We start from the raw sequence: 12362 nt of genomic DNA, 5'->3' as shown, positions 1-12362 counted from the left end.
CATAAGCGCTACTGAGCCTGTTTGGCCAGCGCCCGCTGCCGGGCGGTGCGCAAGCCGCTGACGTTGCCAAAGCGCACTTCGCGTGACGGCGGGTAGCCGTAAAACGAGGTGTAGCACTTGCTGAAGTGGCTGGGTGAAACAAACCCGCAGGCGACTCCGACTTCCACGATCGGCAGATCGGAATGCTGCAGCAGGCGGCGGCTTTCGGTGATGCGCAGCTCAAGGTAGTAACGCACCGGCGTGGTGCCGAGCTGCTCCTTGAACAGGCGCTCGATCTGCCGTTTGGAACGGCCGACATAGGTCGACAGTTGGTCCTGACTCAACGGTTCTTCGATATTGGCGCTCATCAGGTTGATCGCTTCGCGCAGTGGCTCGCTCATTTTCTCGTGCAGCGACGGGCGCGCCCGGCGATAGCGCGACTCTTCGAAGGCAAGGATATCGATGACCGCATCCACCAGACCGCGGCCGTGCAGTTTATTGATCCATTCCAGCACCATATTAAAGGCGCCAGTGGGGCTGGCCGCGGTGAGCCGGTCGCGGTCGACCATGTAGCTTTCGCTGGTCACCTGGCTCTCGCGGGCAGTTTCGGCCAATGCAGCACGCTGCTCAGGGTGAATAGCGCATTTGTAGCCATCGAGCAGCCCGGCCTGCCCCAGGAACCAGGCGCCGCTCCACAGCCCGGCCAGGGCAACGCCCTTGTCCTGGGCCAAATGCAGCACATGGGTCAGCAGCGGATTGGCGCGCAATGGCGTGCGCAAGCCGGAACACACCACCAGCAAGTCCAGATCCTGCACCTGGGCGGGGTCGACAATCGAGTTCGGGCAGATCACCAGGCCCAGGTCGCTGGTCACCGACTCACCATCGAGGCTGAAGGTTCGGGTGGCGAACACCCCGGCCTTGATGAGGTTGGCCGTCACCAGGGTATCCAGCGCCTGGGTGAAGGCCGGTAACGAAAAATGCTCAAGCAGCAGAAAACCGATTCGAGCCTGGCGTGGCGCTTCACTCTTCTCACCCACGTAGCGGAGGTTCTGCCCTTGCATGCCTCCGCTGAACTGTCTTCTCTCGACCAATCGCGGCCTCTACACACTTTTGTTATTCATATGAAAAACCGGGCCCGGTACAACAGGCCCGGTTACCCGGCTTTGTTTGATCGTGACCCGCAGCATCATACGCCGCTGGCCGACACTCACTGGCCTGCGGACGACATGTTGCTACGCTGTAGCGCACCGCGAGACAACCGATCGAGCAGCAGCGCCACTGCCACGATCGCAAGCCCGGCGCGCAGCCCCAGGCCCATTTCCATGCGGGTCAGGCCGCGGGTGACTTCCGCGCCCAGGCCACCGGCACCGACCAGGCCGGCCAGTACCACCATCGCCAGCGACAACAGAATGCACTGGTTCAGGCCCACCAGCAGGGTCGGCATGGCCGCCGGAATCTCGATCTTGAACAGGATCGCCCGGGGCGGCGCGCCCATCGCCTGGCCCAGTTCCAGCAGGTCCTTGGGGATCTGTTTGAAGGCCAGCGTGGTCAGGCGCATCATCGGCGGCACGCCGTAGATGATGGTGGCGATGATCGCCGGCACCTTGCCCAGGCTGAACACCATGACTGCCGGAATCAGGTAGACCCAAGGCGGTACGGTCTGCATGACGTTGAGCAACGGGCCGACCGCAGCGTCCATGCGCTTGTAGCGCGCCGCCAGAATGCCGAGCGGGAACGCCACGCTGACCGAGATCAGCACCGACACCGTGACCAGCGCGATGGTCTGCATCGACGCGGTCCACAGCCCGCAAATCAGGCAGAAGCCGAGCATCACCAGTGACAGCAAAGCCGCCCGCAGGTTGATGAAGAAGTACGCCAGCCCGGCCACGGCGAGCATGATCAGCCAGGCCGGCAGCGCCAGCAATGCGGCTTCGCACCCCCCCAGGATGAACTCGATCACTCGGCTGATCGCAGCAAACAGCGGGTGCAGGTTGGCGTTCAGCCAGTCCACCACCGGCGCCAGGTATTGACCTGGAGAGAATCTGATATCGGACAGGCTCATGGGCGGCCTCCAGCGTCATCGCCACGGATCAGACTCTGGGTCATGCGGTCCAGAATCAGGGTCAGCACCACAATGGCGATCGACGCATTGATCGATTTGGCGATATCCAGGGTCCGGATCGCCGCATAGATTGCTTCACCCAGCCCGCCGGAACCGACGATGCCGGCAATCACCACCATGCCGAACGCCATCATCAGGCTCTGGTTGACCCCGGCCATGATGCTCGGCAAGGCAAACGGCAAGCGGATCTTGAAGAATTGCTGCCACCCCGTCGTGCCGCTGGCTTCGCCCAGCTCGATGAACTGGCGGGGCGTCATTCGGATACCCAGGCACGTCAGGCGCAACACCGGCGGCACGGCCACGATGAAAGTCGCCACCAGCGCGGTGCCCGAGCCGTAGCCCAACAAGGCGATGGCCGGCAACAGATAGATGTAGGGCGGCAAGGTCTGCAGCAGGTCAAGGGTCGGCTCGGTAACCCGATCCAGCGCTGGCATCAAGCCAGCCGCCACCCCCGCCGGCACCCCGACCAGCAGCGCCAGGCTGGTGGCGGTCAAGACCAGTGCCAGGGTGCTCATGGTTTCCGGCCACAGCCCCATCAGTTCGCAGAAGCACAGGCTCAGCGCCGTGCCGACGGCAAATTTCCAGCTGCCGGTCAGACGCCAGGCCAGCGCGCCGATCAGCGCTGCAACCACATAGAAGGGAGCCACCGCCAGCGCCCAGTAGACCGCCTGGTACAAGCTCTTCAAGGCATCGTTGAGGGCATCGAATGCGGTCGACCAGTTGTCCGCTGTCCATTCCAGGGCAGCGTCGACTTTCGCATCGAACGCCGAGGCAAAATCGGCGGGATTCATGGCGTCGACTCCACTGCCGGGCCATGGGCGAGGTCCTGGAACTCGTTGGCTGTACCCTGTACCCCGCGCAGCAGATCACGCTGGCTGACGACCCCCTGCACGACGCCGCCGTCAACCACCGCCAGGGCTTCGCAATCGCTGCGAATCAGCAGGTTGATCAGATCATCAAGGTCAGCCTGGATGTCCGCTACCGGCAGGCTGCTGACATCGGTTTGCGGATGCGCGGCGCGCCACACTGCAATAGGGGTCATGACCGCTTCGGCCTTGACCAGGTGCAGCCGCGAAATACCCGCCACGAATTCGGCCACGTAATCGTCGGCCGGGTGCAGGACGATCTCTTCAGCAGTGCCTTCCTGAATGATCATGCCGTCTTTCATGATCGCGATGCGGTCACCGATACGGATCGCCTCTTCCAGATCATGGGTAATGAACACCGCTGATTTGCCCAGCGACTTGGTAAGCTCGCGGAACTCATCCTGCAACTGGCGACGGATCAACGGGTCAAGGGCGCTGAACGGCTCGTCCATCAGGATCACCTCAGGATCGGAGGTAATCGCCCGCGCCAGGCCGACACGCTGCTGCATGCCACCCGACAATTCAGAGGGGTAACGGTTGACCCAGTCCGACAGACCGACCTTGGCCAGCGCCTGCTCGGCGACCTTGTGCCGCTCGGCCTTGGCAACCCCACGCACCTCCAGACCGAAGGCGGCGTTTTCCAGCACCGTGCGGTGCGGCAGCAGCGCCACGCTCTGGAACACCATACCGATGTGCCGGGCACGGATATCACGCAGCTCGGCGCCATCGAGTTTGGCCAGGTCCTTGCCCTTGACCAGAATCTGTCCGCTAGTGGGTGCGATCAGTTTGTTGAGCATGCGGATCAGCGTGGATTTGCCACTGCCAGACAAGCCCATGATGCAGAAAATCTCGCCACGGCGCAGTTGGATGTTGACATCGGAAACCCCCACCACACAGCCAAAATCCTGGAGGATCTGCTTCTTGCTCAAGCCACGCTCTATATAAGCCTGCATGGCGGTCTGGGCATTGTCGCCAAACACTTTCCAGACCGACTGACAGCTGACCAACACCTCATCAGTGTCATTTTTGACTGTATTCATTTCACACCCGTCGAACCAGAAGCTTCTGGTCTAATTATTGATAGCAAGTTCGGCAGATTAAGAGGCCTCTAAAAAGCTAGAGGCCAAGGCGCAAGGCGCAGTCAGTACTTCTTGATATTCTCCCAACGCTTGATCAGGTCGGCGTTTTTGTCAGTCCAGTCCTTGACGGCCTGGTCCATGGTCTTGCCGTCCTTGACCTCGCCATTGATGGCGGTGATCACCGACAGGGGTACATAGATACCGGCCAGGGTTTCACGCGCCTGCGGGTTCTCGGCCGAGAAGCCCTTGCGACCAATCCAGTAGTAACTTTGTGGCGGGGCGAAAATACCCTTGGGATCTTTAAGGAATTTAAGCTCATATTTCTGGGCCATCCACGACGGTTCCCAGACGGTCACGGCGACCCACTCCTTGCGGTCGACAGCCGACTTGAGCGCCGCGCTCATCGCCGAGCTGCTGCCTTCGATCAAGTTGAGCTTGATGCCGTATTCCTTGACCGCAGTGCTCGCCTCGTTCATCAGACCCGAACCCGGCTCGATGCCGACAATCCGGTTATTGAACTTGTCCGCGTTATCGTTGAGCTGCTCCAGCGAGTCGACCGGTACGTAGGCCGGCACTGCCACACCCTGGTACAGGCCGTGGGAAACCGGGGAGATTTTCTCCAGACGGTTCTTGTTCTTGTTCCAGTAGTCCTGGGCCACATAGTCGATCTGCGAAGCGAGGATCTGGATATCACCCTTGCTCAGGGCCGCGTAGGCAATGCCCCATTCGGAAAAGGTGGTGACCTTGACGGTGTAACCAGAGTCTTCCAGAACCTTCTTGGTAATCCCGGTGATCGGGGTCACGTCCTCATAAGAAATCGTGCCCATGTTGATGACTTTTTCTTCGGCCTGGACGGTGGTTACCGTCATGCCGACGACCGTCATTGCACAAAGCGTCTTCAATAAACGTTTCATGGTTCATCCTCTGGTTGACACACTGCTGTTCGGGCTTTTATGCGTTAAGCCCTGCTCTTCAAAAACAGACCCGCGGGTGCCGCAGCTCTGCATATTCTTGTTGTTCTGCTCGAAGGCTTACGCCCGATTATCAGCGCCCAGAGAAGCAACGATCGGTGTCGAGAACACAACCCTGTTGTCGTGGTGCCGCAGCCATTCTTATGCAAGGCGCGGGCATGCTGGGGAGCGCTGCGGGAGGCCGTTGCCGATGGCGGATGCGATGAGACTCGCATGCGCACCGACGCCGGTCAATGGAAATGTATTCTTTGTGTATACCTATTAAATTCAGCACAAATACATCAGAAGCTGTATTTTTCATGGCTTTCAAGGCGTTAGGGTGGAAAAAAACCGCCTCGGGCATGTCGCTAATGGATATGATCCAGTCGCTTTCACCAACATCTATTTATGCTTTTTCTGGCCTTGATATCTGAAACACCCGGCATTGCAATGAGCCTGCCCGGCCAATCGCCGGAATATGCTCAAATACCGCCCTGCTCGCCCGGACGACGATGGCCGGATGCGCTTTAAAAAAACGCTAGACAGGCAACCCGGCAGCTCTCAATATCCGTAATACAAAAAGTAGACAATAAACCATGGCAAGCAAAAAACCCGCGATCAAAGCCCATGCCGATGCCGAACCCGCAGGCAGCGACATTTCTCCGGACCGTAAAGTGGTACTGGGCGATACATTGCGTCGGCGCATCTTGAGCATGGAGCTGGCCCCCGGCGCGGTGGTCGATGAACTGGCTCTGTGCGACGAGTTCGGCCTGTCGCGCCCGCCCGTGCGTGAATTGCTGCGGCAGATCGCGGCCGAGGGCTATATCGAGCTGGAGGCCAACCGCGCGCCTCGCGTGGCGGCCATGAGCCACGAGTCACTGCACAGTTTTTTCCTGTCTGCGCCGCTGATCTACATCGCCACCACCCAACTGGCTGCACTGCATGCCACGCCTGCCGAGATCACCCGGCTACGTACCATCCAGGAAAATTTCCGTCAGGCGATCGAAGACAAGGACGTGGAAAACCGCATCATCTACAACGATGAATTTCACCTTGAAATCGGCAAGATGGCGCACAACGATTACTTGATGCCGAGCCTGCGCCGCCTGCTGATCGATCACGCACGGCTGGGCAAGACGTTTTACCGCCACCCCACTACCCGTGACATGCAGCAGGACCTGGAACTGGCCTGTGCCCAGCACGACCAGATGATCGAGGCCATCGAGCAGCGCGACCCGGACACCGCCGCCCAAGTGGTGCGCGCCCACTTCGAACTGTCACGCCGACGCATGGCCGAGTACGCGGCCCCGGCCGGTGTGGAAGTCGCGCTGGCCTACTGAAATCAGGCGATGTTCAACCGTACGGATAAGCCGCCATGCTGATCGTAACCCCACGCCCTGAAACCGTCGAAGGCCAGCCCATCCTGCGTCCGCTGCCGTCAGCAGGATGCCGCAGTGTCGGCCCGTTTGTGTTTTTCGATCACATGCTGCCCCACGTCTATGCACCAGGCAGCGGCATGGACATCTTGCAGCATCCGCATATCGGCCTGTCGACCCTTACCTACCTGTTCGAGGGCCAGCTGCAGCACAAGGATAGCCTGGGCAGCGACCAGCCGGTGGGGCCTGGCGAGGTCAGCTGGATGACTGCCGGCGCAGCCATCGCCCATGTCGAGCGTACCCCGCCGGCAGTCCTGCACAGCGGCTCACGGCTGCACGGGCTGCAGGTCTGGCTGGCATCGCCCAAAGAACATGAACAAGGTGCCGGCCATTACAGCCATCACCGGGCTACCGAACTGCCTGTCAGCGACGCCATGGGCATTCGCATTCGACTGATCGCCGGCCACGGCTTTGGTCTGAGCTCCCCGGTCCCGGTGCTGTCACCCACACTGTACGCCGAACTGCATCTGGGCACCGCCACCACACTGGCCATCCCTTGCGAACACGAACACGCGCAGTGTATCTACTGGCCGGCGAGGCCTCGCTGGACGGCGAAGCGTTGCTGCCACGCACCCTGGCAGTCCTGCCACCGGGCCAGATCATCAACCTGTGCGCCGAGAGTGATTGCCATGCGGCGCTGATCGGTGGCGCGCCGCTGGACGGGCCACGCCGGATGAACTGGAACTTCGTCGCCAGCGACATCGCACTGATCGAGCGCGCCCGGCAACGCTGGGCCGCCGGAGACTGGCCGCAGGTGCCGGGCGAAACCGGCCGGATCGAATTACCCCGATAGCGGCTTTAGCTGCAATACTGTTCAGATAAGCACTGCGGACCCGGTGGGAAGAGCTGGCCGGCGCTCCGGTCTGCTCGCGAAGAGGCCAGTAAAGTCCCAGCATCTGCAGCGAATGCGCCGCCGTCTTCGCCAGCAGAGCTGCCTCCCACCGAGATTTGTGTACTTAACTGAACAGTATTGGCTTTAGCTGCGAACGTCAGGGAGCCTTCGCGGCTGAAGCCATTCCTGCGCCAGTCTGCGCCTCAGCGGGCGAAGACTTCATCCAGCAGGTTGTACAGGCTGGCAAACGCCCGGCGCGAGGTCCTGGCGTCGTACATCATCTTGCCGGGCACATTAGCCGCCGGGTCAGTAAACGAATGCACCGCGCCACCGTAGCTGAGCAGTTGCCAATCAACGCCGGCAGCGTCCATCTCGGCCTCGAACGCCGGTAGCTGCTCTTTGGGCACCAACGGGTCGGCAGCGCCATGCAACACCAGCACCGATCCTTTGATGTTCTGGGCGTCCTGCGGGTTCGGTGTATCCAGCGTGCCGTGGAACGACACCGCCGCCTTCAGATCGGCCCCGCTACGGGCCAGCTCCAGCGCGCAGCAGCCGCCGAAGCAGAAGCCGAAACTGGCGATGCGCTGCGGGTCCAGATGCACATCCTGCTGGGCCAGCAACTGCGCCAATGCGGCCTGCATGCGCTGGCGCAACAGCCCACGATCATTCTTCAACGGCATCATCGCCGCCCCGGCTTCATCGCCATTGGCCGGGCGCACGTCCTGCCCGTAGAGGTCGGCCAGCAACACCACATAACCCTGCCCGGCCACCTGCCTGGCAATGTCTTCAGCGCCCTGGCTGACACCCATCCAGTTCGGCGCCATCAGCAGGCCCGGCTGCAGTTGCGCGGCGTCTGCGTCATACACCAGACGCCCTTCAAATGTCTGGCCCTCAATCTGCCAGGTGATGGAACGTACACTCAGATTGCTCATGACTGACTCCTGATTACTGGATTCATAAAAAAACCCGCCGAAGCGGGTTTTTTTAAGCGCTCATCAAACCGACAGTTCGACCAGCAGCTTGTTCAGACGGCGCACATAGGCGGCCGGGTCTTTGAGGCTGTCACCGGCAGCCAGCGCCGCCTGGTCGAACAGGATGTGCGACAGCTCGACAAAGCGGTCTTCATCCGGCTCGCCATCGAGCTTGCCGATCAGCGGGTGGGCCGGGTTGAATTCGAAGATCGGCTTGGAGTCAGGGACTTTCTGACCGCTGGCTTCGAGGATCTGGCGCATTTGCAGACCCAGGTCCTGCTCGCCGATGGCCAGGATCGCTGGCGAATCGGTAAGACGATGGGAAACCCGCACTTCACTGACCGATTCACCCAGTGCGGTTTTCAGCCGCTCGACCAGGCCTTCCTTGTCTTTGGCGATCTCTTCCTGAGCCTTCTTGTCCTCTTCGGAGTCCAGTTTGCCCAGGTCAAGGTCACCACGAGCGACATCGACGAAGCCTTTGCCGTCGAATTCGCTGAGGTAGCTCATCAGCCACTCATCGATGCGGTCAGTGAGCAGCAGTACTTCGATGCCCTTTTTGCGGAAGACTTCAAGGTGCGGGCTGTTACGGACCTGCGCATAAGACTCGCCGGTCAGGTAGTAGATCTTGTCCTGACCTTCCTTGGCGCGGCCCAGGTAATCGGCCAGCGACACCTCTTGCTCGCCGCCCTCACTTGCAGTGGAGGTGAAGCGCAACAGACCGGCGATCTTCTCCTTGTTGGCGAAGTCTTCGGCCGGACCTTCCTTGAGGACCTGACCGAAGTTTTTCCAGAAGCCCTTGTACTGCTCGGGTTCGTTCTTGGCCAGTTTCTCAAGCATGTCCAGCACGCGCTTGGTCAGCGCCGACTTCATCGAGTCGATGATCGGATCTTTCTGCAGGATCTCGCGGGACACGTTCAGCGACAGGTCGTTGGAATCGACCACACCCTTGATGAAGCGCAGATACAGCGGCAGGAACGACTCAGCCTGGTCCATGATGAACACACGCTGTACATACAGCTTCAGGCCGCGTGGCGCTTCGCGCTGGTACAGGTCGAACGGCGCACGGGCCGGTACGTACAGCAGCGAGTTGTATTCCAGCTTGCCTTCGACCTTGTTGTGGCTCCAGCTCAGCGGGTTCTCGAAATCATGGCCGATGTGCTTATAGAACTCCTGATACTCCTCGTCCTTGATTTCGGTACGCGGACGGGTCCACAGCGCGCTGGCACGGTTGACGGTTTCCCATTCTTCGCTCGGCGCTTGTTCGCCTTCAGCGGCAGCAGCCTGCTGCTTGGGCAGCTCGATCGGCAGGGCGATATGGTCAGAGTATTTCTTGACGATGTTGCGCAGACGCCAGCCATCGGCAAATTCTTCTTCACCGCTTTTCAGGTGCAGAACGATGCGCGTGCCACGCTCGGCCTTTTCCACGGTCGCAACTTCGAAGTCACCCTCACCCTTGGACGACCAATGCACGCCTTCGCTGGCCGGGGCACCGGCACGGCGGCTGTAGACATCAACCTTGTCGGCAACGATAAACGCCGAATAGAAACCAACACCGAACTGACCGATCAGGTGCGAGTCCTTCTTCTGATCACCGGTGAGGTTGCTCATGAAGTCGGCAGTACCGGACTTGGCGATGGTGCCCAGGTGGGCAATCACGTCGTCACGGCTCATGCCAATGCCGTTGTCTTCGATGGTGACGGTCTTGGCGTCGCTGTCAAAATTGACACGGATTTTCAGCTCGGCGCCACCTTCGAGCAGCTCAGGGCGGGCCAGGGCTTCGAAACGCAGTTTATCGACGGCGTCGGAAGCGTTGGAGACCAATTCGCGAAGGAAGATTTCCTTGTTGGAATACAGCGAATGGATCATGAGGTGCAGCAGTTGCTTCACCTCGGTCTGGAAGCCCAGGGTTTGCTTTTGAGTTTCCACACTCATGTCATCTAACTCCAATCAGATGGTACGAGCTGCCGAAAGCACCACGGCTGGCAGCGGGTTGTCATCTAGGTGGGGGCGGTGCGCAGGATTTCAAGGGGCAGATTGCAGCTGGGCGCACAAGCCGCGCGCCAGCTTCCAGACACTGTCAGCGCGACGCTATTTACGGCGGTTGTAAAGTAATGGAAACACGAGAAAGTTCCCCGGTCATAGCATTTTAATATTCTGACAATACGTTGGAACTTCCCTTGTGAGGCCGCGTTCTTAGCCACGTTAGGTATTCAATAAGGAGAAACACCTCATGCGTAAATCTTTTGCTTATGCCTTGATGCTGGCTGCCACTGTAGGTCTGGCCGCTTGCGACAAAAAATCCGAAAACACTCAGCAAGAGGCTAACAAAGCCGCCCAACAATCCCAGGAGTCGATGCAGAAGGCTCAGGAAAAAGTGAACGACGCGGCCAAGGAAAGCCAGGAAGCAGCCCAGAAGAACACCGAGGCCGCTCAGCAACGTGCACAGGAAAACGCAAGCCAGGTACCGACCACTCCGGCACCAGCCACCACTCCGGAAACCGGCACCAAGCCTTAACACCCCGGCTTAAATAAATAAGGCCCGCTCAATGCGGGCCTTATTTATTTGTAGCGTCATGTAAGTATTACAGTTGGGGAAACCGAAAACTTACACTTAACGATGAATGATCCATCGTTACGCCAGTACTTCGCGCGGCTTGCCGATCATCCGATCAACCATCACGGCAGCGGCCAGGGTAATCACCGACGGCACCAGCCAGGCCAGCCCCTCTGCGCTCAGTGGCAGGTTGGTCAGCGAGTCCGGCAGCCAGGCGGTCAGACCCGCTGTTTTCAGCGCATCGACAGTGCCGAACAGCAACGACACCAACATCACCGGCGCGACCACCCGGGTTGCGCTGTGCCATGCCCCCTGACAGAAGCTCAACGCCACCAGCACGATGCACGGCGGGTAGATGCCGGTCAGCACCGGCACCGAGAACTCGATCAGGCGGGTCAGCCCCAGATTGGACACCAGCAGCGAGAAGGCCGCCAGACCGATCACCAGGGTGCGGTACGACAGCGGCAACAGACGGCTGAAGTACTCCGCGCAAGCGCAGGTCAGGCCCACCGCCGTGACCAGGCACGCCAAGGCAATCAGGACCGCGAGAAAACCACTGCCCAGTGAACCAAAGGTGTATTGCACGTAGGCATGCAACACCGCTGCCCCGTTACTCGCGCCGGCGGCGATCACATGGCTGCCCGAACCCAGGCGGAACAGGCTGACATACACCAGCGCCAGCCCTACCCCGGCGATCAGGCCGGCGATAATTGCATAGCGGGTAATCAGTTGCGGGGACTCGACACCACGAGAACGGATGGCATTGACGATCACGATCCCGAACACCAGAGCGCCCAGGGTATCCATGGTCAGATAGCCTTCGGTAAAGCCCTTGGAGAACGCGCCAGCGGCATAAGCAGGCTGGGCCGAGCCGATGTCACCGGCCGGCAACATGAAGGCCGCGATGCCCAATGCGCCAAGGGCGACGATCTTCAACGGCCCCAAGACCCGGCCGACGGTGTCGAGCAGGCGGCCCGGATAGAGCGAGACCATCAGCACCAGCAGAAAATACACCAGGCTGTAGATAAACAACGCGGTCGGGCTGTTGCCGGTCAGCGGTGCGACACCGACTTCGAAAGACACCGTTGCCGTGCGTGGCGTGGCGAAGAATGGGCCTACGGCCAGGTAGCAGACGGTGGCCAGGACAACCCCGGCGACTCTGCCGATGGGACTGCTCAAGCTGTCCATGGCGCCACCCACCCGGGCCAGGGCGACCACGGTGAGCACTGGCAGGCCCACGGCGGTGACCAGAAAGCCCAATGCAGCGATCCATACGTGGGGGCCGGCCTGCAGGCCGACGATAGGCGGGAAAATGATGTTACCGGCACCGACGAACAGCGCGAACGTCATGAAGCCCAATGCCAGGATGTCCTGGCCTTTCAAAACTTTCATCTAAGAAAACCACACTGCCGAATCAGGAACGAAAAGGATGATCTGCCGCTCTTGTGAAGCAGGGGCGCAGGGCTGGGGTTCCTTGTGGGAGCCGGGCTGCACCGCGAAGGCAGCAAGGCTAAACAAATTGCGCACAAAACGCACTAGCAAAGGGCGTCCAGCCGATGATTTGCACTGCTTT

At 60.2% G+C, this 12362-nt stretch carries 10 protein-coding genes and 1 pseudogene; 3 read left to right on the top strand and 8 right to left on the bottom strand.

Features of this window, described 5'->3' with window-relative positions; all coding sequences use genetic code 11:
• Positions 1-8 precede the first annotated feature (8 nt).
• From NJC38_RS01320 to NJC38_RS01300, 5 genes are all read right to left on the bottom strand, one after another.
• Entirely contained in the window at positions 9-1040 is a 1032-nt protein-coding gene (locus tag NJC38_RS01320; protein ID WP_231906445.1) for a GlxA family transcriptional regulator, read from the bottom strand.
• Between the two features lie 146 nt (positions 1041-1186).
• Entirely contained in the window at positions 1187-2041 is an 855-nt protein-coding gene (locus NJC38_RS01315; RefSeq protein WP_253110555.1) for an ABC transporter permease subunit, read from the bottom strand.
• Complete coding sequence (locus NJC38_RS01310) at positions 2038-2892, bottom strand: ABC transporter permease subunit (protein ID WP_045490174.1); 855 nt, start codon at positions 2890-2892, stop codon at positions 2038-2040. The genes NJC38_RS01315 and NJC38_RS01310 overlap by 4 nt, the downstream gene beginning before the upstream one ends.
• Positions 2889-4007, bottom strand: a complete 1119-nt coding sequence (locus NJC38_RS01305) for a glycine betaine/L-proline ABC transporter ATP-binding protein (protein WP_253110552.1) — start codon at positions 4005-4007, stop codon at positions 2889-2891. The genes NJC38_RS01310 and NJC38_RS01305 overlap by 4 nt, the downstream gene beginning before the upstream one ends.
• Positions 4008-4108: 101 nt before the next feature.
• The gene (locus NJC38_RS01300) at positions 4109-4960 is read right to left on the bottom strand and encodes a glycine betaine ABC transporter substrate-binding protein (protein ID WP_253110549.1); all 852 of its coding nucleotides are present in this window, start codon (positions 4958-4960) and stop codon (positions 4109-4111) included.
• Between the two features lie 632 nt (positions 4961-5592).
• Here NJC38_RS01300 and NJC38_RS01295 point away from each other — a divergent pair.
• A complete protein-coding gene (locus NJC38_RS01295; RefSeq protein WP_253110546.1) occupies positions 5593-6336 on the top strand; it encodes a GntR family transcriptional regulator in 744 nt (247 codons plus the stop codon).
• A gap of 35 nt (positions 6337-6371) precedes the next feature.
• Positions 6372-7225 (top strand): annotated as a pseudogene (locus NJC38_RS01290) (pirin family protein).
• Between the two features lie 242 nt (positions 7226-7467).
• Here NJC38_RS01290 and NJC38_RS01285 read toward each other — a convergent pair.
• On the bottom strand, positions 7468-8196 hold the full coding sequence (locus NJC38_RS01285; RefSeq protein ID WP_253110544.1) for a dienelactone hydrolase family protein: 729 nt from the start codon (positions 8194-8196) through the stop codon (positions 7468-7470).
• A gap of 63 nt (positions 8197-8259) precedes the next feature.
• Entirely contained in the window at positions 8260-10167 is a 1908-nt protein-coding gene (htpG, locus tag NJC38_RS01280; protein WP_253110536.1) for a molecular chaperone HtpG, read from the bottom strand.
• A 298-nt stretch (positions 10168-10465) separates the two neighbouring features.
• Between htpG and NJC38_RS01275 the strand changes: the two genes are divergently transcribed.
• Positions 10466-10750 (top strand): hypothetical protein, encoded by a 285-nt coding sequence (locus tag NJC38_RS01275; protein ID WP_253110533.1) that lies wholly within the window; start codon positions 10466-10468, stop codon positions 10748-10750.
• Between the two features lie 117 nt (positions 10751-10867).
• Here NJC38_RS01275 and brnQ read toward each other — a convergent pair whose 3' ends face one another.
• Complete coding sequence (gene brnQ, locus NJC38_RS01270; RefSeq protein ID WP_253110530.1) at positions 10868-12181, bottom strand: branched-chain amino acid transport system II carrier protein; 1314 nt, start codon at positions 12179-12181, stop codon at positions 10868-10870.
• Positions 12182-12362: the final 181 nt, after the last annotated feature.

Origin of the sequence: Pseudomonas sp. 21LCFQ010, assembly GCF_024129905.1 — a bacterium.
GTDB lineage: Bacteria > Pseudomonadota > Gammaproteobacteria > Pseudomonadales > Pseudomonadaceae > Aquipseudomonas.
This window is presented reverse-complemented; position numbering and strand designations above follow the sequence as displayed.

Coding starts and splice junctions, on each gene's coding strand:
- NJC38_RS01285 (WP_253110544.1), bottom strand. CDS start 8,196: ATGAGCAATCTGAGTGTACGTTCCATCACCTGGCAGATTGAGGGCCAG.
- NJC38_RS01275 (WP_253110533.1), top strand. CDS start 10,466: ATGCGTAAATCTTTTGCTTATGCCTTGATGCTGGCTGCCACTGTAGGT.
- brnQ (WP_253110530.1), bottom strand. CDS start 12,181: ATGAAAGTTTTGAAAGGCCAGGACATCCTGGCATTGGGCTTCATGACG.
- NJC38_RS01310 (WP_045490174.1), bottom strand. CDS start 2,892: ATGAATCCCGCCGATTTTGCCTCGGCGTTCGATGCGAAAGTCGACGCT.
- htpG (WP_253110536.1), bottom strand. CDS start 10,167: ATGAGTGTGGAAACTCAAAAGCAAACCCTGGGCTTCCAGACCGAGGTG.
- NJC38_RS01315 (WP_253110555.1), bottom strand. CDS start 2,041: ATGAGCCTGTCCGATATCAGATTCTCTCCAGGTCAATACCTGGCGCCG.
- NJC38_RS01305 (WP_253110552.1), bottom strand. CDS start 4,007: ATGAATACAGTCAAAAATGACACTGATGAGGTGTTGGTCAGCTGTCAG.
- NJC38_RS01295 (WP_253110546.1), top strand. CDS start 5,593: ATGGCAAGCAAAAAACCCGCGATCAAAGCCCATGCCGATGCCGAACCC.
- NJC38_RS01300 (WP_253110549.1), bottom strand. CDS start 4,960: ATGAAACGTTTATTGAAGACGCTTTGTGCAATGACGGTCGTCGGCATG.
- NJC38_RS01320 (WP_231906445.1), bottom strand. CDS start 1,040: ATGCAAGGGCAGAACCTCCGCTACGTGGGTGAGAAGAGTGAAGCGCCA.